This window comes from Pantoea sp. ACRSC, from assembly GCF_022346785.1.
Classification (GTDB): Bacteria; Pseudomonadota; Gammaproteobacteria; order Enterobacterales; family Enterobacteriaceae; genus Pantoea; species Pantoea alvi.
In genome coordinates this window covers 625,591-646,235 of sequence record NZ_JAKRNN010000001.1, presented here as the reverse complement: position 1 = coordinate 646,235, position 20,645 = coordinate 625,591, and the positions used below count along the sequence as shown (strand labels likewise).

13 protein-coding genes, 1 tRNA gene and 1 other RNA gene are annotated in these 20,645 nt (G+C 60.1%); 6 read left to right on the top strand and 9 right to left on the bottom strand.

Annotated elements, in window-relative coordinates; genetic code table 11:
• The first annotated feature begins 40 nt into the window (after positions 1 to 40).
• Both MHZ97_RS03115 and mfd read left to right on the top strand, forming a co-directional pair.
• The gene (locus MHZ97_RS03115; RefSeq protein WP_103795492.1) at positions 41 to 250 is read left to right on the top strand and encodes a hypothetical protein; all 210 of its coding nucleotides are present in this window, start codon (positions 41 to 43) and stop codon (positions 248 to 250) included.
• Between the two features lie 101 nt (positions 251 to 351).
• Entirely contained in the window at positions 352 to 3,795 is a 3,444-nt protein-coding gene (gene mfd, locus MHZ97_RS03110; RefSeq protein ID WP_239311984.1) for a transcription-repair coupling factor, read from the top strand.
• A 42-nt stretch (positions 3,796 to 3,837) separates the two neighbouring features.
• Here mfd and phoA read toward each other — a convergent pair whose 3' ends face one another.
• The gene (gene phoA / locus MHZ97_RS03105; protein ID WP_239311989.1) at positions 3,838 to 5,262 is read right to left on the bottom strand and encodes an alkaline phosphatase; all 1,425 of its coding nucleotides are present in this window, start codon (positions 5,260 to 5,262) and stop codon (positions 3,838 to 3,840) included.
• Between the two features lie 244 nt (positions 5,263 to 5,506).
• On the opposite strand from phoA, the gene MHZ97_RS03100 reads away from it, so the two are divergent.
• From MHZ97_RS03100 to MHZ97_RS03090, 3 genes are all read left to right on the top strand, one after another.
• Positions 5,507 to 5,594 (top strand) — tRNA-Ser (locus MHZ97_RS03100).
• A 46-nt stretch (positions 5,595 to 5,640) separates the two neighbouring features.
• A non-coding RNA gene (locus MHZ97_RS03095) (RtT sRNA) lies at positions 5,641 to 5,769 on the top strand.
• Positions 5,770 to 6,062: 293 nt separating this feature from the next.
• Positions 6,063 to 6,551, top strand: coding sequence for a hypothetical protein (locus MHZ97_RS03090; RefSeq protein WP_103795489.1), 489 nt, complete (start codon positions 6,063 to 6,065; stop codon positions 6,549 to 6,551).
• A gap of 323 nt (positions 6,552 to 6,874) precedes the next feature.
• Here the strand turns inward: MHZ97_RS03090 and phoH are convergent, their stop codons facing one another.
• The 5 genes from phoH to putP form a co-directional block, all read right to left on the bottom strand.
• On the bottom strand, positions 6,875 to 7,663 hold the full coding sequence (phoH, locus tag MHZ97_RS03085; protein ID WP_103795488.1) for a phosphate starvation-inducible protein PhoH: 789 nt from the start codon (positions 7,661 to 7,663) through the stop codon (positions 6,875 to 6,877).
• A gap of 505 nt (positions 7,664 to 8,168) precedes the next feature.
• Positions 8,169 to 9,443: an iron uptake transporter deferrochelatase/peroxidase subunit gene (gene efeB, locus MHZ97_RS03080; RefSeq protein ID WP_239311992.1), complete on the bottom strand. Its 1,275-nt coding sequence runs from the start codon at positions 9,441 to 9,443 to the stop codon at positions 8,169 to 8,171.
• A gap of 1 nt (position 9,444) precedes the next feature.
• A complete protein-coding gene (efeO, locus tag MHZ97_RS03075) occupies positions 9,445 to 10,566 on the bottom strand; it encodes an iron uptake system protein EfeO (protein WP_103795486.1) in 1,122 nt (373 codons plus the stop codon).
• 4 nt (positions 10,567 to 10,570) lie between these two features.
• Entirely contained in the window at positions 10,571 to 11,404 is an 834-nt protein-coding gene (efeU, locus tag MHZ97_RS03070) for an iron uptake transporter permease EfeU (RefSeq protein ID WP_239311997.1), read from the bottom strand.
• 180 nt (positions 11,405 to 11,584) lie between these two features.
• Positions 11,585 to 13,069 carry a sodium/proline symporter PutP gene (gene putP, locus MHZ97_RS03065; protein WP_103795484.1) on the bottom strand — a complete coding sequence of 495 codons (1,485 nt, stop codon included), beginning with the start codon at positions 13,067 to 13,069 and terminating at the stop codon, positions 11,585 to 11,587.
• A 450-nt stretch (positions 13,070 to 13,519) separates the two neighbouring features.
• On the opposite strand from putP, the gene putA reads away from it, so the two are divergent.
• Complete coding sequence (gene putA, locus MHZ97_RS03060; protein ID WP_239312000.1) at positions 13,520 to 17,470, top strand: trifunctional transcriptional regulator/proline dehydrogenase/L-glutamate gamma-semialdehyde dehydrogenase; 3,951 nt, start codon at positions 13,520 to 13,522, stop codon at positions 17,468 to 17,470.
• Between the two features lie 253 nt (positions 17,471 to 17,723).
• On the opposite strand, the gene MHZ97_RS03055 is transcribed toward putA, so the two are convergent.
• From MHZ97_RS03055 to ycfP, 3 genes are all read right to left on the bottom strand, one after another.
• Positions 17,724 to 18,266, bottom strand: coding sequence for a glycine zipper 2TM domain-containing protein (locus tag MHZ97_RS03055; RefSeq protein WP_103795482.1), 543 nt, complete (start codon positions 18,264 to 18,266; stop codon positions 17,724 to 17,726).
• 294 nt (positions 18,267 to 18,560) lie between these two features.
• Positions 18,561 to 19,865 carry an NAD(P)/FAD-dependent oxidoreductase gene (locus tag MHZ97_RS03050; RefSeq protein ID WP_103795481.1) on the bottom strand — a complete coding sequence of 435 codons (1,305 nt, stop codon included), beginning with the start codon at positions 19,863 to 19,865 and terminating at the stop codon, positions 18,561 to 18,563.
• Positions 19,866 to 20,075: 210 nt separating this feature from the next.
• Positions 20,076 to 20,621 (bottom strand): alpha/beta hydrolase YcfP, encoded by a 546-nt coding sequence (gene ycfP, locus MHZ97_RS03045; protein WP_239312003.1) that lies wholly within the window; start codon positions 20,619 to 20,621, stop codon positions 20,076 to 20,078.
• Positions 20,622 to 20,645 lie beyond the last annotated feature (24 nt).

Here is a 20,645-nt window from a genome sequence, read left to right as displayed (position 1 = left end):
GAAGTCAGCAACGTGCTCCCTGGGCGCTGGAGTAAACACCATGTTCAAATATCCCAAAGGCAGTATTGTGAAACACAAATCGGGAGAGATAAAAGGCGAGATTGTTAACGTTTTTGAACAGGGAGACGCACCCACCGGCTATTACGTCAAGTGGGACGACGGCAACCACAGCTACCACCTGGAAATGGAGCTGAGCTGGGCGAATATCGATCGTCCGCGCATGCACTATACCCAACCATCCGCTAAATAACCGGCCACCGCGCAAAGGAAAAACCGCCGCAGCAGGTGATCGCCAGGGCGTAATGTGGAATCATGACGCCCTGGAAAAAATGGAGAGAACCACAAGATCCCATGTCCGAACAGATTCGCTATGCCCTGCCCGTAAAATCTGGCGATCGCCGCCAGCTTGGTGAGCTAATCGGTGCCGCGCACGCGGTGGAGTGCGCCAGCATTACCGAGCGCCACGCCGGTCCGGTGCTGATGATCACCCCCGATATGCAAACCGCGCTGCGCCTGCTGGACGAAATCCGCCAGTTTACCGATCTCCCCGTCAGCCATCTCGCCGACTGGGAAACGCTGCCCTATGACAGCTTCTCACCGCATCAGGACATTATTTCGGCGCGTCTGTCGACGCTTTACCAGCTGCCAACCATGACGCGCGGCATGCTGATTATGCCGGTAAACACCCTGATGCAGCGCGTCTGTCCCCATACTTTTTTGCACGGCCACGCGCTGGTGATGAAGCAGGGACAGAAACTCTCGCGCGATCGCCTGCGCGATCAGCTGGAACAGGCGGGCTATCGCCACGTCGATCAGGTGATGGAGCACGGCGAGTACGCCACGCGCGGCGCGCTGCTCGATCTCTTTCCCATGGGCAGCGATCAGCCCTACCGCATCGACTTTTTCGACGATGAGATCGACAGCCTGCGGCTGTTCGACGTTGACAGCCAGCGCACGCTGGAAGCGGTGCCGGCGATTAACCTGCTGCCGGCCCATGAGTTTCCGACCGACAAAGCGGCGATCGAGCTATTCCGCACCCGCTGGCGCGAGCAGTTCGACGTGCGCCGCGAGCCGGAGCATATCTACCAGCAGGTGAGCAAAGGCACCCTGCCCGCCGGCATCGAATACTGGCAGCCGCTCTTCTTCGAGCAGGCGCTGCCGACGCTGTTCAGCTATCTGCCCGACAATACGCTGGTGGTGAACTGCGGCGATCTTAACGGCAGCGCAGAGCGCTTCTGGCAGGACGTCGAGGCGCGCTATGAGAATCGCCGCGTCGACCCGATGCGCCCGCTGCTGACGCCAGCCACGCTCTGGCTGCGGCCCGACGCGCTGCTGGGCGAGCTGAACCGCTGGCCGCGCATGCAGATGACCAATGAATCGCTGCCGGAGAAAGCGGGCAATACCAATCTTGGCTACCGGCCGCTGCCGGATATCGCCGTGCAGGCGCAGGCCAAAGCGCCGCTCGATCCGCTGCGCCAGTTCCTCGACGACTTCAGCGGCCAGGTCACCTTTTCGGTGGAGAGCGAAGGCCGCCGCGAAAGCCTGCAGGAGCTGCTGGCGCGCATTAAGCTGCGTCCGCAGACGGTGCGGCGCTTCGATGAGGCACAGAGCGAACGCTATACCCTGATGATCGGTGCCAGCGAGCGCGGCTTTGTCGATACGCTGCGCGACCGCGCCCTGATCTGCGAAAGCGATCTGCTGGGCGAACGCGTCAGCCGTCGCCGCCAGGATACGCGCCGCACCATCAACCCGGATATTCTGATCCGCAACCTGGCCGAGCTGACGCCCGGTCAGCCGGTGGTGCATCTGGAGCACGGCGTTGGCCGCTATATCGGCCTGACCACGCTGGAGGCGGGCGGCATTATGGCGGAGTATCTGATGCTCTCCTACGCCAACGACGCCAAACTCTATGTGCCGGTCTCGTCGCTGCATCTGATCAGCCGCTACGCCGGCGGCGCGGATGAAAACGCGCCGCTGCACAAGCTGGGCAGCGACGCCTGGTCGCGCGCGCGGCAGAAAGCGGCGGAGAAGGTGCGCGACGTTGCCGCCGAGCTGCTGGATATTTACGCCCAGCGCGCGGCGAAAGCGGGCTACGCCTTTAAGCACGACCGCGAGCAGTATCAGCTCTTCTGCGAAAGCTTCCCGTTTGAAACCACGGCGGATCAGGCGCAGGCGATCAACGCGGTGCTGAGCGATATGTGTCAGCCGCTGGCGATGGATCGACTGGTGTGCGGCGACGTTGGCTTCGGCAAGACCGAAGTGGCGATGCGCGCCGCCTTCCTGGCGGTCGAGAACCATAAACAGGTGGCGGTGCTGGTGCCGACCACGCTGCTGGCGCAGCAGCACTACGACAACTTCCGCGATCGCTTCGCCAACTGGCCGGTGCGCATTGAGATGCTGTCGCGCTTCCGCAGCGCCAAAGAGCAGACGCAGGTGCTGCAGGCGGCGAGCGAGGGCAAGATCGATATTCTGATCGGTACCCATAAGCTGCTGATGAGCGATCTAAAGTGGCACGACTTAGGGCTGCTGATCGTCGATGAAGAGCACCGCTTCGGCGTGCGCCACAAAGAGCGCATCAAGGCGATGCGCGCCGACGTCGATATTCTGACGCTTACCGCGACGCCGATCCCGCGCACCCTGAATATGGCGATGAGCGGCATGCGCGATCTGTCGATTATCGCCACGCCGCCCGCGCGCCGCCTGGCGGTGAAGACCTTTGTGCGCGAGTATGACGCGCTGGTGGTGCGTGAGGCGATCCTGCGTGAAGTGCTGCGCGGCGGCCAGGTCTACTACCTCTATAACGACGTTGAGAATATTGAGAAGGCGGCGCAGCGGCTGACGGAGCTGGTGCCGGAGGCGCGTATCGCCATCGGCCACGGCCAGATGCGCGAGCGCGACCTTGAGCGGGTGATGAATGACTTCCATCATCAGCGCTTCAACGTGCTGGTCTGCACCACCATTATCGAGACCGGCATCGATATCCCGACCGCCAACACCATTATTATTGAGCGCGCCGACCATTTCGGCCTGGCGCAGCTGCATCAGCTGCGCGGCCGCGTCGGACGTTCGCACCATCAGGCGTACGCCTGGCTGCTGACGCCGCCGCCTAAAGCGATGACCAGCGACGCGCAGAAGCGTCTGGAGGCGATCGCCTCGCTGGAGGATCTGGGCGCGGGCTTTGCGCTGGCAACGCACGATCTGGAGATCCGCGGCGCAGGCGAGCTGCTGGGCGAAGAGCAGAGCGGCCAGATGGAGACGCTGGGCTTCTCGCTCTATATGGAGCTGCTGGAGAACGCGGTTGAGGCGCTGAAGGCGGGCCGCGAGCCGTCGCTGGAGGATCTCACCAGCAATCAGACCGAGATTGAGCTGCGCATGCCCGCTCTGCTGCCGGAGGAGTTTATCCCCGACGTCAATACCCGCCTTTCGCTCTATAAGCGCATCGCCAGCGCCGACAGCGAAGAGGAGCTGCAGGAGCTGAAGGTTGAGATGATCGATCGCTTCGGCATCCTGCCGGACGCGGCGCGCAATCTGCTGGATATCGCTGCGCTGCGGCTGGTGGCGCGCAGCCTCGGCATCCGCAAGATCGAGGTCAGCGATAAAGGCGGCTTCTTTGATTTTGCGCCGCAGAACAGCGTCGATCCCGGCTGGCTGATTAGCCTGCTGCAGAAGGATCCGCAGCAGTGGAAGCTTGATGGCCCGACCCGACTGCGCTTTACGCGCGATCTGACCGAGCGCAAGCTGCGCATGGAGTGGGTGCAGAGCTTTATGGCACAGCTGCGCGAAAACCGCGTTTAGTGACATAGTCACGTCTCCCGCCAGCGGGAGACGTGGCTTGATTTACTTCAGCGCCATCGCGTCGCGCAGCGTAAAGAAGAGATCGGTCTGATCGGTCAGACCCACCACATTCGCCGCCCAGGGGCCGTAGGCCGCGACGCGCAGCTGGGTGCCGGTATGGCCCTGCGAATCGGTATCGGAGTTGCCGTAGCTGATGGTCATCACCGCGCCATCTTTGGTGTTCAACGCCTGCGTCAGGCCGGGCGCTTTGGTCTCATTGGCGATGATCTGGCTGCTGTGCGCATGATCCGCCGTCACCACCACCAGCGTATTCCCCTCTTCGCGCGCAAACGCGAGCGCCTGCTGCACCGCTTCGTCGAGATCCACCGTTTCGCCAATCTGGCCGCACGGATTCGCCGCGTGATCCTCTTTATCAATCGACGCGCCCTCTACCTGCAGGAAAAAGCCGTTCGGGTTGGCCTTGAGCAGATCTATCGCTTTGGCGGTCATCTGCGACAGCGTCGGGGTAGTGGCCGGACGATCTTTATTGACCTCGCAGGTTACCGCTGGCTGGTCGATATTGCCGTGATAGCTCGCCTTCGGCCCTTTCCAGCGCACCGGCATATTGCCGTCGGCAAACAGGCCGAGCAGCGGTTTGTCCTTACTGGCCGCCGTAACGGCGTTCAGCCCCTGCCAGTCGCTTACCAGCTGGAACCCCAGCGCCTGCGCCTGGTCGCGCAGGGTTTTGCCCTGATAGTCGCCCGCTTTTGCCACCTCGTTAAAGGATTTCGCGCCGCCGCCCAGTACCACGTCGGCACGGGTTTTCAGGATCTGTTCGCTGATGGAGCCTTTTCCGCCCTGCTCCAGCGCATTGCTGGCGCACAGCTCGCTGGTTTTCTCCGGGCCGTAGCATTTGCGGCTGGTGACGTGCGCCATCAGCGCGGCGGGCGTGGCATCCTGCAGCTCCGCGGTTGAGACGTTGCCGGTCGCTTTGCCTGCCGCTTTGGCGATCTCCAGCAGGGTTTGCTGATCTTTGCCGTTGACGTCGACGCCGATTGCGCCGTTATAGCTTTTGGTGCCGGTAGCCCACGCGGTGGCGGACGCGGCAGAATCAGTCACGTAATCCGGCTTGTGGCTCTTTTTGTCGAGCGAGTAGTGGGTGTACTGGCCGGTAAGCGGCAGCGCGTCCAGTCCTTTAAAAAAGCCGCCTGCCCCTTCCGCCAGGTTGCGCGCGGCGGTGATTTCCGAGTCGCCCATGCCGTCGCCGATCAGCAGGATGACATTTTTCGCCGTGCTGTTGCGCAGCGACGCTTTCAGCGCCGCGGTCTGATCGCCGGTCAGGCGGCGTGCGCCGCCGTGCAGGGTAATATCACCGGTCGCGGCGCGGATATAGGCGGCGTCCGCCGGCGCGCTGTTGTTTTCGGCGTGTGCGGAGAGGCTGACCAGCGAAGCGAGCAGTGAGAAGGTGAAAGTGCGCATCTGTTTCATCTTGTATTCCCTTATAAGTAAAATTTACCAGAAGTATCAGGCGTTAAGTCTGTGATGCTTTGGTGACATTTTTGTGGCTGTGGGATTTCTTTTTGATGACAATCTGGCCGGAATGCGCAGGGATAAAACGATTCGAACAGAGCTTAAGCGGATAGAAAAAAAGAGAAAAATAGTGCTTGACCCTTTTGGGCCGACTCCCTATAGTAGCGCCCCGTTGACCCAGCAAGGTCAGCGGAAAAAATGTGGTGAGGTGTCCGAGTGGCTGAAGGAGCACGCCTGGAAAGTGTGTATACGGCAACGTATCGGGGGTTCGAATCCCCCTCTCACCGCCACAAATTCAAGAAAATGCCTGAACTGACGTTCAGGCGTTTTTTTTACATATTCTTCGATGAGAGGGGTATGAGAACCCCCGCCGGGGTTCGACAGCGGGCGAAGCACGCTGGACAGCGGAGCCTGCGACGCTGCCCGCAGGGCGAGCGCAGCGAGTCAATCCCCCTCTCACCGCCACAAATCCAGGAAAATGCCTGAACTGACGTTCAGGCATTTTTTTACCTGTCCATTAATAAGAGGGCTGGCGAACCAGTCTGCCACGCTCGAAAGAGCTACCGATGAGTACCTGCAGCGCAAGGCCGAGCTGGAGAGCGCATAAGAAGATCGACGGGATGGTTAATCTGTACCGGCAGAAGCGTGTTGGGTACGAGAAACAGGCACTGGCTGAAACGATGATGGCGTGTTAAAAAAACGCTCAACGGCTCCGCTTAAGACGCACATCATCCATTAATCAGACCAGGAGAAGTGAAGTGAAAATAATCACAACCGCAACCGCAAGCCTGTTAATGCTTATGAGCAGCGCTCACGCTGAAGGGCTGACGACCTCAGCGGATGGCAAAAAACTGACCGTCACCTTCGGTCAGCCCACCATTAAGCAGGTGCTGCACTACCGTAAAATGTACGACAAAAAACCGTTCCCCGATGCCGAGATCTACTATTACGATAACGGCGTTTATAAAATCATTTCACAGGGTGAAGACCACTATGGTGTTTACTCCATGCAGGGCAAGTTTGAAGATGAAACCTTCACCGTCCGTTTCATTTCACTCCCTTCAGGCGACTGGGGTAATAAAACGGCCTTTCATCAGTTAACCTTCGTTCGGGGAGAAAAGCAGAACGTGTTTATTCAGAACGCGATTGTTGATACTGGCGAAGCCATTGCCCAACAGAACGGCACTTATACCCAGGAAAAAAATACCGTAACAAACCCCATTTCCACCAAATGGAAAGATAATTAATCCTCATCTGACTCTCTGCCTGTCAACGCATATCACTAACCGAGACAGGCAGCGCTTTGCTGAGGGTTTATAACCACAGTGGGCCGTGAAAAGATCGCTTTATCGGTCGCCAGCCCTCACACCGCCCTGCACCTTCAGGAAAATGCCTGAACGCAGGTTCAGGCATTTCTCTTTTATATACCCCGCTATGCCGCTTAACGGGCCGCCACTGGCGCACACGGGATCCGCTCAGTTAACTCTGCGCCAGAAAGCGTGAGTCGGTGCCCATAAAAAAACCCGGCTTGCGCCGGGTTTTGCTTGCTACACAGACTCACTCAAATCAATCAACCATACGCGTGAAGCGTTCGCTGACACAGCGCCGAGCGCACGCAGTCATCTTTGCCGAAGCGAACAATGCCCACCATCTCGTCCTCTTCGAATCGCGCCAGCGCGTCCGCAAGACCGGAAGGCACCCCAGCGGGCAAGTCGCACTGGGTAATATCGCCGTTAACGATCACCGTGACGTTTTCGCCAAGGCGCGTCAGGAACATCTTCATCTGGGCTGCGGTTACGTTTTGCGCCTCATCGAGGATCACCACCGCGTTTTCAAAGGTACGGCCGCGCATATAGGCGAAAGGCGCGATTTCCACCTTGCCGATTTCGGGTCGCAGACAGTACTGCATAAAGGAAGCGCCAAGACGTTTAACCAGAACGTCGTAGACCGGCCGGAAGTACGGGGCGAATTTTTCTGAGATATCCCCTGGCAGGAACCCCAGATCTTCATCGGCCTGTAGCACCGGACGCGTAACGATAATCCTGTCGATATCCTTATGTATCAGGGCCTCTGCCGCTTTTGCGGCGCTGATCCAGGTTTTACCGCATCCAGCTTCGCCGGTTGCAAAGATCAGCTGTTTCGATTCTATGGCCTGGAGATAGTGCGCCTGAGCGTCGTTTCTGGCGGCGATCGGCGAACGGTCGCGCACGTCGCGCGCCATACCGATAGCATCCAGCCCACCCATCTGCACCAGCGAAGTGACCGATTCTTCTTCGCGCTGACGATGACTGCGAGAGTCACCACGAAGCACCCTTCTGGCTTCACGACGCGCTTTGATCACTGCTTTCTGTCTTCCCATAGTCGCACCTTACAGTTGGTTTCATTTCCCGCGTTGGGCGCTTGCCCGCCACGATTAACTGAACGCTTTAGAGGTTTGATTGGCTTCCTTTAGAGCCATGACGTACCGTTGATAAAGATGTGTCGCCGCACCGAGGCGCAAACGCACACCGGTAAAGTTTGAGGTGAAACAGTAATCTGTTAAAGAAGGGGTGGCTGTCGAAGGCGCGCAAGCCCTCGCTGAAGAGTGTGGAACCTGAAGTAAAACCGTCTGTCCTGTAAAGGACCTTCCCATGCGCGACTCCAGTCTGCGATACAACACGCTTATCCATTAAACTGCACTAATTTTAACAGATTTGGCAACATTAATTTTACGCGCCAGCCCGGAATTCAGAAATAACAGCCGACGACGGGCGGGAAAAAAAAGAGTTTGTTATAGCGATCAAGGCATTAGATTTTCAGGCGGGAAAAAAATATTTTGCGCTGCGCGCAGAAGCTGCGCCGCCGCGACGGCGGCGCAGGTGACATCAGGCTTCCAGCAGCGGCTGCGCCAGATAGTGCTTAGCGTCGGGAACGCCCGGCAAAACAAAGAAGTAGCCGCCGCCAATGGGACGCACATACTCCTCCAGCGCTTCGCCGTTAAGCCGCTTCTGTACCGTGATAAAGCCCTTTTCCAGGTCATGCTGATAGCAGACGAACAGCAGCCCCATATCCAGCTGCCCTGATGCGGTCGTGCCCGCCGAATAGCTGTAGCCACGGCGCAGCATCAGGCTGCTCTCCGTCTCGCGCGTGCGCGGGTTAGCGAGGCGAATATGGGCGTCGAGCGCAATAACCTCGCCGTGGGGATCTTTCGTATAGTCCGGCACGTCGTGCTCATGCTGCATGCCCAGCGGCGCACCGCTCAGCTTGTCGCGGCCGAAGATGGCCTGCTGTTCGCCCAGCGGCGTGCGGTCCCACATCTCAACGCGGAAGCGGATTATCCGCGCCGCCTGATAGCAGCCGCTGTGGGTCCACGCCGGCTCGTCTTGATCGGCCGTGACCCACAGCAGCTTGTCCATCAGCGGCTTATCCTGCGTATCGGGATTGGCCGTGCCGTCCTTAAAGCCCAGCAGGTTGATGGGCGTCTCTTTGCCCTGGCTGCGCGCGGCGTGATCGGCGATAAAGCCTTCGCGCCGCCAGCGTACGCCCAGCAGGTCAGGCGTATATTTCACAATATCGCGCAGCGCGTGGATCACCGTGTCCTGGGTATTGGCGCAGATCTGCAGCAGCAGATCGCCGTGGCACTGGGCGGCATCCAGCGAATCGTTGGGGAAGCGCGTCATGCTTTGCAGCTTTTTCGGCTTCAGCGCCTGCAAGCCAAAACGCTCATCAAACAGCGACGCGCCCACCGAAACCGTGATGGTGAGGTTGTCCGGCGCGATCTCCGCCCCCAGAATGCCTGAATCCATCGGCGGCAGCCTGGGATTGGTCACCGCCGGCGCCGGGCCGCCGCTGGTCAAAAAGGCGATGCGCGCGGTGAGCAGTTGAAACAGCCGCACCAGATCGGCTTTATCGCTGGCCAGCACGTCGAAGGCGACCAGCATCATCGACGCCTGCTGCGGCGTGGTGATACCCGCCTGATGCTGCCCATAAAAGGGTTGCACCTGACGTCGCGCGTCGGGCGCAACCGTACCGGGAGAGAAGCTCTCGGCCGCCGCGTGAAACGGACAGCCGCCGCTCAGGGCGGCCGCGCCGCCAAACAGCCCCAGCCCTTTTAACAGGCGCCGCCGCGCGGGCTGCGCCTCATCCTTTTGACGACTCATATCAATCGAGACCCAGGGTACCGCGCAGTAAAGAGAGATCTTCCGCCAGCGCGGTAATCGGTCCTTTCAGCGCATTGCGATCCGCGCTGGTGAGCTTCTCATAGGAGGCGAAGCCCGCCCCCTCGCGGTACTTGCTCAGAATAGCGTCAACTTTTTTAAAGTTGCCGTCGACTTTCGCCAGCAGCTGCGGATTCGCCTGCTGCAGCTGGGGACGCAGCAGATCGACAATCTTTTGCGCGCCGTCGATATTCGCCTGGAAATCCCACAGGTCGGTGCGGCTGTAGCGATCCTCTTCGCCGGAGATCTTGCTGGAGGCGACCTCTTCAATCAGGCCAGCCGCGCCGCCGACCACTTTTACCGGCGGGAAAGCCAGCTCGCTGATGCGGGTCTGCAAATCCTGCACGTCGCGGTTGAGCTGGGTGGCATAGCCCTCCATGCCTTTGGTGCTGTTATCGCTGAACAGCGCTTTCTCCAGGCGGTGGAAGCCGGTGAACTTCGGATCTTCCGCTTTCTTCTCATAGTCATCTTCGCGCGCGTCGATGCTGCCGTCGAGATCGGAGAAAAGCTCGGCGATAGGCTCGATACGCTCGTAGTGCTGGCGGGTCGGCGCATAGAGCGCGCGCGCTTTCTCGATATCGCCCGCCTTCACCGCATGGGTAAAGGCTTCGGTGCTCGCCGCCAGCTGCGCCACTTCCTGCGTCACGTAGGCTTTATAGGCGGTGATGGGACCGGCCAGCGCCAGCACGTCAGGTTTGTCCCCTTTCGCGGCTGGTGCCCCCTCGCCCTGCACGATCAGTTTGCCCTTCGGATTGCTCAGCAGGCCGCAGGTCATCTCATACTCGCCCGCCTCCAGGTTGGCGGTGAGCTTCTGGCTGAAGCCCGGCGCGATATTCTCACGCTCTTCCACCACCAGCACGCCTTTCAAAATCTCCCACTCCAGCGCTTTCTGACTGTTGTTCTTGATCAGAAACTGGGTTTTGCCTGGCTTGACCGTCAGCTGCATCGGTTCGCACTGGGTATCCGTCACGCTGACGGCGACCTGCGGAATATCAGCAGCCGCAGCGGTTCCCGTCAGCGCCAGCAGCGAGGCCAGCAGGGTTTTGCGGCGAAAGCGAATCATCATAGAGTTATCCCTGTTTAGTCGAGAGTTGGCGCGCCGGACGTGCCGGCAGTAAAAACAGCAGCAGCGCCGGAATAAGATAGAGAAAATAGGCCGCCACTTCGCTGACGCTCGGCGTCTCCTGATAGCCAAGTACGCCCTCAAGCAGCGTGCCCGCCAGCGAATGGGTGGAGAGCACGTTGCTCAGGTCGAAGGCGACGCCTTGAAAATGGTTCCACAGGCCCGCTTCATGGAATGCGCGGATTGCGCCCGCCGCCAGCCCGGCAGCGACAAAGAGAATAAACAGGCTGCTCCAGCGGAAAAAGTGCGCCATATTCAGCCGTACGCCGCCCCAGTAGAGCAGCACGCCCAGCACCACCGCCGTGGCCAGACCGAGCAGCGCCCCCACCGGCGGCGCATAGCCGACATCCTGGGTGAAGGCCGCCAGCAGAAAGAACACCGACTCCAGCCCTTCGCGCGCCACGGCGAGAAACACCATCAGCACCAGCGCCAGCCCGCCGCGCCCGCTCTGACTCAGCGCCTGATCTACCGCCTGCTCAAGCTGCGCGCGCATATTGCGCGCCACCTTACGCATCCAGAACACCATTGAGGTAAGGATCGCCACGGCCACCACGGCCACGATGCCCTCAAACAGCTCCTGCTGTTTCTGCGGGAATTCGCCGGTGGTCTGATTGATGATAATGCCGAGCGCCAGGCAGAGGGCCGCCGCGATAAATACGCCCGCCCACAGCGCGGGAAACCAGCGGGTGCGGCCGGTGCGCTTAAGATAGCTGGCGATCAGGCTGACGATCAGCGCCGCTTCCAGGCCTTCGCGCAGCATGATAAGAAAGGGAACAAACATCGCCGACCTCTTGAATGTTAAGCAGCGTCAATCGCAGGTAAAGTTAGGTAAAATGCGAACGATACCGATTATCATTATCGCGGTGGAAAAAACAAGTAATGCTGCGAAATTATTTACGGCCCTGCAGAGATAAAAAAAGCCCGCGCCTCTTCAGGTCGCGGGCTTGTATGTTGTAATGAATTACTTCGTCTGGTACTCCGCTTCGGCCGCCTCAAAGCGCTGCTGCGCGGCGGCAGACGGCTCACGGCCCATCAGGCTGAAGAGCACAATGGCGATGCTGGAGAAGGCAAAGCCCGGAATAATTTCATACAGGCCCAGCCAGCCATACTGTTTCCAGATCAGCACCGTCGCCGCACCGATCACCATGCCAGCCAGCGCGCCGTTGCGCGTCATGCGCTTCCAGCAGACGCCGAACAGCACCACCGGACCAAAGGCGGCACCGAAACCGGCCCAGGCGTAGCTCACCAGCCCCAGCACGCGGTTATCCGGGTTAGAGGCGAGCGCGATAGCAACCAGCGCCACCAGCAGCACCATCGCGCGACCAAACCAGACCAGCTCTTTCTGGCTGGCGTTTTTGCGCAGGAAGCCTTTATAGAGATCCTCAGTCAGCGCGCTGGAGCAGACCAGCAGCTGGCAGCTAAGGGTCGACATCACCGCCGCCAGAATGGCCGAGAGCAGAATGCCGGCGATCCACGGGTTAAACAGAATGCGCGCCAGCTCGATAAAGACGCGCTCGCCGTTGCCGCTGACGTTCGCCGCCAGCTCCGGGTGATTCTGGAAGTAGGCGATGCCGAAGAAGCCGACCGCCACCGCGCCCGCCAGGCAGAGCACCATCCAGGCCATACCGATGCGGCGTGCGGTGCGGATTGAGCGATGCGAATCCGCCGCCATAAAGCGCGCCAGGATGTGCGGCTGGCCGAAGTAGCCGAGGCCCCAGCCCAGCAGCGAAATCACCGCAACAAAGTTGAGCCCCTTCAGCATATTGATGTTTTCAATGCTCTTCGCCTCGATCACCGCCAGCGAGTCGTCCAGCCCGCCTACCGCGACAATCACGATAATCGGCGTCAGCACCAGTGCGAAAATCATCAGGCTCGCCTGCACGGTATCGGTCCAGCTAACCGCCAGGAAGCCGCCCACCAGGGTATAAAGAATGGTCGCAGCGGCGCCGGCCCACAGCGCGGTTTCATAGCTCATGCCGAAGGTGCTTTCAAACAGGCGCGCGCCCGCCACCACGCCGGAGGCGCAGTAGATGGTGAAGAAAATCAGGATCACCAGCGCAGAGATAACGCGCAGCAGTTTGCTTTTATCCTCAAAGCGGCTGGTGAAAAAATCGGGCAGCGTCAGGGCGTTGTCATGGTGTTCGGTCTGCACGCGCAGACGTCCCGCCACGATCTTCCAGTTCAGCCAGGCGCCGATGGTCAGGCCGATAGCGATCCAGCTTTCCGAGATGCCGGAGAGAAAAATGGCGCCCGGCAGCCCCATCAGCAGCCAGCCGCTCATGTCGGATGCGCCCGCAGAGAGCGCGGTCACCACGCTGCCCAGACTGCGGCCGCCCAGAATGTAATCGTCGAAGTTTTTGGTTGAACGATAGGCCACGAAGCCTATCAGCACCATCCCAAGGATATAAATTACAAAAGTCACCAGCATCGGTGTGCTTACACTCATTCATCTCTCCACTTTATAGTTGATTTCCCGAGAGAAACCGTACGCTGTGGCCTTGTCGGAACGGGACAACGCTACAGGTTTTGTCCAGCTTCAGGCGCCTGACCTTTCCCAAGGCGCGGTATCCTGCCGGAAAGGTGCGATACGCACAATGGATTTAACACAGGCATTACAGCGATTTCACCTGTTAATGGCTAAATTTTGTTAACAGGTTGCACTCGCTCACAGTTCCATAGTTGCACCTCTTTAAACCTTCTTTAATGCAGTAAGTTAGCGCCATGCAATTTTGGCGAGATTCTTGCAGCAAGTTCCGTGCCGCCTTTTAAAGCGTTAGCAAATTAATCATTAAAAAGGCTGTTAAGCAGGTCACACTTAACACGGTTGCACAAAGTTGCAACATCAGAGATAGTGCTGGCCACGTAGTATGAGCGTAAAGAGAGGAGCTGACAGGTCATGGGTACCACAACGATGGGGGTGAAGCTGGATGAAGCCACCCGCGAACGGATTAAACTGGCGGCACAGAAGGTTGACCGCACGCCGCACTGGCTGATCAAGCAGGCCATTTTCAACTATCTCGGTCAGCTGGAGAGCGGCGACGCCTTGCCAGAGATCCCCATGACGGCAGGCGCGCAGGCGGAGCAAGATGAGAGCGTGCCGGACGAGACGCACCAGCCGTTCCTCGACTTCGCTGAACATATTCTGCCGCAGTCGGTCACGCGCGCCGCCATTACCGCCGCCTGGCGTCGACCAGAGACCGACGCGGTGCCGATGCTGCTGGAGCAGGCGCGTCTGCCGGCGGCGCTGGCAGAGAAGACGCACCAGCTCGCCTATAGCCTCGCGGACAAGCTGAGGCACCAGAAAGGTGCAACCGGACGAGCCGGAATGGTGCAAAGCCTGCTGCAGGAGTTCTCCCTCTCCTCACAGGAGGGCGTGGCGCTGATGTGCCTGGCGGAAGCGCTGCTGCGTATTCCCGATAAGCCGACGCGCGACGCGCTGATCCGCGACAAGATCAGCAACGGCAACTGGCAGTCGCACCTGGGCCGCAGCCCCTCGCTGTTCGTGAACGCCGCCACCTGGGGTCTGCTGTTTACCGGACGCCTGGTCTCGACCCACAACGAAGCCAACCTGTCGCGCTCGCTGAACCGTATTATCGGCAAGAGCGGCGAGCCGCTGGTGCGCAAAGGGGTGGATATGGCGATGCGCCTGATGGGCGAACAGTTCGTCACCGGCGAAACCATCGCCGAGGCGCTGGCGAACGCGCGCAAGCTGGAAGAGAAAGGCTTCCGCTACTCCTACGATATGCTGGGCGAAGCGGCGCTGACCGCCAGCGACGCCAAAGCCTACCTGGTCTCCTACCAGCAGGCGATCCACGCTATCGGCAAAGCCTCCAACGGACGCGGCATTTATGAAGGGCCGGGCATCTCTATTAAGCTCTCCGCCCTGCACCCGCGCTACAGCCGCGCGCAGTACGACCGCGTGATGGAGGAGCTCTACCCTATTCTGAAATCCCTGACGCTGCTGGCGTGCTCTTACGACATCGGCATCAATATCGACGCCGAAGAGGCGGACCGTCTCGAGCTGTCCCTCGACCTGCTGGAGAAGCTCTGCTTCGAGCCGGAGCTGGAGGGCTGGAACGGCATCGGCTTCGTTATCCAGGCCTATATGAAACGCTGCCCGTTCGTGATCGACTCGCTGATCGATCTGGCGCAGCGCAGCCGTCGCCGCCTGATGATCCGCCTGGTGAAAGGCGCCTACTGGGACAGCGAAATCAAACGCGCCCAGGTGGAAGGTCTCGAAGGCTATCCGGTCTATACCCGCAAGGTCTACACCGATATCTCCTATATCGCCTGCGCGCGCAAGCTGCTGGCGGTGCCCAACCTGATCTATCCGCAGTTCGCCACGCACAACGCCCATACCCTGGCGGCGATCTATCAGCTGGCGGGCAATAACTACTATCCGGGTCAGTATGAGTTCCAGTGCCTGCACGGCATGGGCGAACCGCTCTATGAGCAGGTGGTCGGTAAAGTGGCGGACGGCAAGCTGAACCGTCCGTGCCGCATCTATGCGCCGGTCGGCACCCATGAAACCCTGCTCGCCTACCTGGTGCGTCGCCTGCTGGAAAACGGCGCCAATACCTCTTTCGTTAACCGTATCGCCGACACGTCGCTGCCGATTGACGAGCTGGTGGCCGATCCGGTGGCGGCGGTTGAAAAGCTGGGCGCGAGCGAAGGCGCAATTGGCCTGCCGCATCCGAAAATTCCGCTGCCGCGCGATCTCTACGGCGCAGGACGCAGCAACGCGGCGGGCATTGATATGGCCAACGAACATCGTCTGGCCTCGCTCTCCAGCGCCCTGCTGAGCAGCGCCGCGCAGCCCTGGCTGGCGCAGCCGATTATCGACGGCGAGCTGGGCGACGGCGAAACCCGCGCGGTGATCAACCCGGCCGCGCCGGGCGATATCGTCGGCCAGGTGCGCGAAGCAAGCGAAGCTGAAGTATCGCTGGCGCTGGATGCGGCAGTGAACGCCGGTCCTATCTGGTTCGCCACGCCGCCGGACGAGCGCGCGGCGATCCTCGATCGCGCTGCGCAGCATATGGAAGATGGGATGCAGCAGCTGATTGGCATTCTGGTGCGCGAAGCGGGCAAAACCTACAACAACGCCATCGCCGAAGTGCGCGAGGCGGTCGACTTCCTGCGCTACTACGCTGGCATGGTGCGTAACGATTTCGACAATGAAACGCACCGTCCCCTTGGCCCGGTGGTCTGTATCAGCCCGTGGAACTTCCCGCTGGCGATCTTTACCGGTCAGATCGCGGCCGCGCTGGCGGCGGGCAATAGCGTGCTGGCCAAGCCTGCGGAGCAGACGCCGCTGATCGCCGCGCAGGCGGTGCGCATCCTGCTGGATGCCGGCGTGCCGGCGGGCGTGCTGCAGCTGCTGCCGGGCGACGGCGAGACCGTCGGCGCGCAGCTGACGCGCGACCCGCGCGTGCGCGGCGTGATGTTTACCGGCTCCACCGCCGTGGCGACCCTGCTGCAGCGCAACCTGGCTGGCCGCCTCGATCCGCAGGGGCGTCCAACGCCGCTGATCGCCGAAACCGGCGGTCTGAACGCGATGATCGTCGACTCTTCCGCGCTGACCGAACAGGTGGTGGTCGATATTCTCGCCTCAGCCTTCGACAGCGCCGGACAGCGCTGCTCGGCGCTGCGTCTGCTCTGCATCCAGGAGGACGTGGCGGATCACACCCTGAAGATGCTGCGCGGCGCGATGACCGAATGCCGCATGGGCAACCCGGAGCGTCTCTCTACCGATATCGGTCCGGTGATCGACGCCGAGGCGAAGGCCAACATCGAGCGTCATATCCAGGCGATGCGCAATAAAGGCAATACCGTCTACCAGGCGGCGCAGGAGCACCCGCAGGATCGCGCAGAGTGGCAAAGCGGCACCTTTATCAAGCCGACGCTGATCGAGATCGATCAGGTCAGCGATCTCGACAAGGAGATCTTCGGCCCGGTGCTGCACGTGGTGCGCTTCGCGCGCAACGCGCTGCCGCAGCTGATCGATCAGATCAACGCTGGCGGCTACGGCCTGACGCTGGGCGTGCATACCCGCATCGATGAAACCATCGCGCAGGTCACCGCCAGTGCCAAAGTCGGCAACCTCTACGTTAACCGCAATATGGTGGGCGCAGTGGTCGGCGTGCAGCCGTTCGGCGGCGAAGGGCTGTCCGGCACCGGTCCGAAAGCGGGCGGTCCGCTCTATCTCTATCGTCTGCTGGCCAGCCGTCCGGAAACGGCGCTGAGCACCACCTTTGAGCGCCAGGACGCCGAGCGTCCGGCGGACGGCACGCTGCGCGAGGCGCTGCTGGAGCCGCATAAAGCCTTTACCGCCTGGGCGCAGCAGGACAAGCCCGAGCTGGCCGCCGTCTGCCAGCGCTACGCCACGCTGGCGCAGGCGGGCACCGTGCGGCTGCTGACCGGCCCGACCGGCGAGCGCAACACCTTCTCGCTGCTGCCGCGTGAACGCGTGCTCTGCCTCGCCGATAACGAGCAGGACGCGCTGGTGCAGCTGGCGGCGGTGACCAGCGTCGGTAGCCAGGCGCTGTGGCCGGACGATGAGCTGCATCGCAAGCTGCGCCAGGGGCTGCCGCAGGCGGTACAGGCGCGCATCGCGCTGGAGAAGGATCTCTTCGCCACGCACTTCGACGCGGTGATCTACCACGGCGACGCCGATCAGCTGCGCACCCTGTGCGAGCAGATTGCGGCGCGCGACGGCGCGATTGTGTCGGTGCAGGGCTTTGCTCGCGGCGAGACCCAGCTGCTGCTGGAACGTTTGCTGATTGAGCGTTCCCTGAGCGTCAATACCGCGGCGGCCGGCGGCAACGCCAGCCTGATGACCATCGGTTAATACCTCTCGCCAGCGGATAAGGCGCTGCGAGAAGCAAAGCGTCCGGCGTCAGCAACAAACACGCCGGGCGCGTTTTTAACAGACGCAACGCGCTGGCCTCTTCAGGGGCGCCCGCGCCACGCGGGGAGAGATGGCGTTTTTGCCGCTTTCTTATCGGGCCCTCTTATCCGCCTCAGCACAGTGGCAAAAAAAAAGGCACATCCTTAAGATGTGCCTTTTTACTATGCGTGTGCTGTGTGGGAGTCTTTGCCCGTTAAGCCTGATTGTTGTTCAGGATAAGCTGGCCGTTACGGTCCAGCGGGATGCGGGTGCCAGGGTCGTTTTCCATACGGATTTTGCCCTGCTGGCTGCCTATTTTATAGGTCACGTCATAACCCAGCATCTTTTCTTGTTTATCGTATACCGTTTTGCAGCGCTGCTCTGATGTCGTATAGGTATCGCGATCCTGCAAACCGCCCTGCACCTGGTTGCCGGCATAGCCACCCGCCAGCGCGCCTGCGACCGTTGCCACATCGCGACCCCGTCCGCCGCCGAACTGATGGCCCAGCACGCCGCCCGCCACCGCGCCCAGCACCGAACCGGCGATGCGGTTCTCATCCTGTACCGCGCGACGATGGGTCAGCGTAACGTTGCGACACTCCTGACGCGGCTGCCTGATGCTCTCTTTGATTGGCGTCGCCGAAAGCACCTGCGCATACTGCGGACCACGATCAAATACATCCATGCTGGCAACGGCGGCCACGCCCAAAGCAGCTGCAACGCCGATACCGATACCCGCTAACATTGATTTATTCACAGGATTGTCCTCCTGAAGTTGTTACCGTGCATGCGTGCCGCGACGATGTCCCCTGTCGCTATGGCACAGAACGGCGTGCACGACCCGCCGTATCGTTGCAGGAAGTTTTGCAGATGGCCCGAAATTGCAACATCAGATTAATGGAGGAAAACGCACCGGAAGCGGATCAGGACCACCTTTTCGGAGAGTTCTGAGCAGGGTGTAGCCCGAGGGTTTTAATTAATTTCTGTTATGTGTCAGAAGCTTAACAAGCCTCTGTCACAAGGAAAGGCGGCTTGCGCCGCCTGGGAATCATTAGTGCAGCTTGAGGCGCGGGCGAATAACGCGGTTAAGGCTGCCCACCAGCATCATCAGGCCGGTCTTGAAGTAGCCGTGGAGCGCAATCTGATGCATGCGATAGAGAGAGATGTAGACGAAACGCGCGATGCGCCCTTCTACCATCATCGATCCGCGCATCAGGTTGCCCATCAGGCTGCCGACGGTACTGAAGCGCGACAGCGACACCAGCGAGCCGTGATCTTTATAGACGTAGGCTTTCAGCGGCTTGCCGCTACGCTGGGCGAGGATATTCTCCATGGCGCGCGACGCCATCTGGTGCGCCGACTGGGCGCGCGGCGGCACGAAGCCGCCCGACGGCAGCGCGCAGGAGGCGCAGTCGCCGATAGCGTAGATATCGTCATCCAGGGTGGTCTGCAGCGTCTCTTTCACCACCAGCTGGTTGATGCGGTTGGTCTCCAGCCCGCCAATCTCTTTCAGGAAGTCCGGCGCTTTAATGCCCGCCGCCCAAACCATCAGATCCGCCTCGATAAATTCGCCGCCTTTGGTGTGCAGGCCGTTTTTATCGGCGCTGGTCACCATGGTTTGCGTCAGCACGCGCACGCCCAGCTTGGTCAGTTCACTGTGGGCCGCGGCAGAGATGCGCGGCGGCAGCGCAGGCAGAATACGCTCGCCCGCCTCCACCAGCGTGACGTTAAGCGCCTCGCTGCTCAGCCCTTTATAGCCGTAGCTGTGCAGCTGTTTAACCGCGTTATGCAGCTCGGCCGACAGCTCAACGCCGGTCGCCCCGCCGCCGACGATGGCGATATTAACCTTCTCCAGACGGCCCTCGCTGGCGGAGAACTTCAGGAACTGGTTGAGCATTTCATTGTGGAAACGCCGCGCCTGATGCGGGTTATCGAGGAAGATGCAGTGATCTTTGACACCCGGCGTGCCGAAATCGTTTGAGGTGCTGCCGAGCGCCATCACCAGGGTGTCGTAGGCCAGCTCGCGCTGCGGCACCAGCACTTCGCCGTTGTCGTCGCGCATCTCCGCCAGCTCGATGGTTTTGCGCTCGCGGTTGATATTGGTCAGCGAGCCGAGCTGGAACTGAAAGCCGTGGTTGCGCGCGTGCGCCAGGTAGCTCAGGGCGTCGATGCCCTCGTCCATCGATCCGGTCGCCACTTCGTGCAGCAGCGGCTTCCACAGGTGGCTATGGTTACGATCCACCAGAATAATCTCGGCCTTTTTCTTACGGCCCAGCTTGTGACCGAGCTGCGTAGCCATCTCCAGCCCGCCCGCGCCGCCACCGACAATAACGATTTTTTTCATGGATGTAGTCAACAAGACCCCCTCAAAATGTGAACCAATAGTTAATTAATGGTTAAATTAAACCTTAAGAAACATAGGGTTGGCGAAGTTAAAATCGCTGCTGAAGGCAGGATAGCATGGGCAGGGAAGATGGTCATACCAAAATTGATTTACATCAATTAGTGGGCAGATATCTCAGATTATTACGCAAAAAATATGGGCGGCCGCTCGCCGCCCGCACGCTTAACCTAATGTTTTAAAAGCGTTAATGCGCTGAAGATGCGGCGAGATATTCCTGAACTTATGGCCTTCATGCTCATCCCAGACAATTTCATAGAAGGGATGCAGCGTATCTGCGCTGCGCTGGCTCTCCAGCACCTCGTCGCGACGCGACAGAAATACCAGGCAGCGGTCGCGGTTCTTGTCGCGAAAGTCACTGACGCACTTGGTGGCGATGTCGAGATACTCTTCCGGGCGGTCAATTTTTCCCTCCATATTTTCAAAGGGAAAGAGGTTGGGATTGAAAATAGCCTGACGAATGCCGCAGAGAAAGCCGATGCGCTCTGCCCAGTAGCCGCCCAAGCCGACGCCGCAAATCAGCGGCTGGGCGCTGCCGCCGCCCTGCGTCAGCAGCTTGTCGGTCTCTTTCAGCAGGAACTGCATATCATGTTTGGGATGGCGGGTGCTGTAGCTAATCATCCTGACGTCAGGATCGATAAACTGCAGCTGCAGCACCTTTTCATGGTTGCCCGGACTGTTGGAATCGAAACCGTGCAGATAAATAATCATGACACTCCTCAGCGTTGTGCGCGC

Excerpts from the sequence above, each read along its gene's own strand:
- MHZ97_RS03115 (WP_103795492.1), top strand. The coding sequence starts at position 41 with ATGTTCAAATATCCCAAAGGCAGTATTGTGAAACACAAATCGGGAGAG.
- efeU (WP_239311997.1), bottom strand. The coding sequence starts at position 11,404 with ATGTTTGTTCCCTTTCTTATCATGCTGCGCGAAGGCCTGGAAGCGGCG.
- mfd (WP_239311984.1), top strand. The coding sequence starts at position 352 with ATGTCCGAACAGATTCGCTATGCCCTGCCCGTAAAATCTGGCGATCGC.
- putP (WP_103795484.1), bottom strand. The coding sequence starts at position 13,069 with ATGAGTGTAAGCACACCGATGCTGGTGACTTTTGTAATTTATATCCTT.
- ycfP (WP_239312003.1), bottom strand. The coding sequence starts at position 20,621 with ATGATTATTTATCTGCACGGTTTCGATTCCAACAGTCCGGGCAACCAT.
- putA (WP_239312000.1), top strand. The coding sequence starts at position 13,520 with ATGGGTACCACAACGATGGGGGTGAAGCTGGATGAAGCCACCCGCGAA.
- efeB (WP_239311992.1), bottom strand. The coding sequence starts at position 9,443 with ATGAGTCGTCAAAAGGATGAGGCGCAGCCCGCGCGGCGGCGCCTGTTA.
- phoA (WP_239311989.1), bottom strand. The coding sequence starts at position 5,262 with ATGAAACAGATGCGCACTTTCACCTTCTCACTGCTCGCTTCGCTGGTC.
- efeO (WP_103795486.1), bottom strand. The coding sequence starts at position 10,566 with ATGATGATTCGCTTTCGCCGCAAAACCCTGCTGGCCTCGCTGCTGGCG.
- phoH (WP_103795488.1), bottom strand. The coding sequence starts at position 7,663 with ATGGGAAGACAGAAAGCAGTGATCAAAGCGCGTCGTGAAGCCAGAAGG.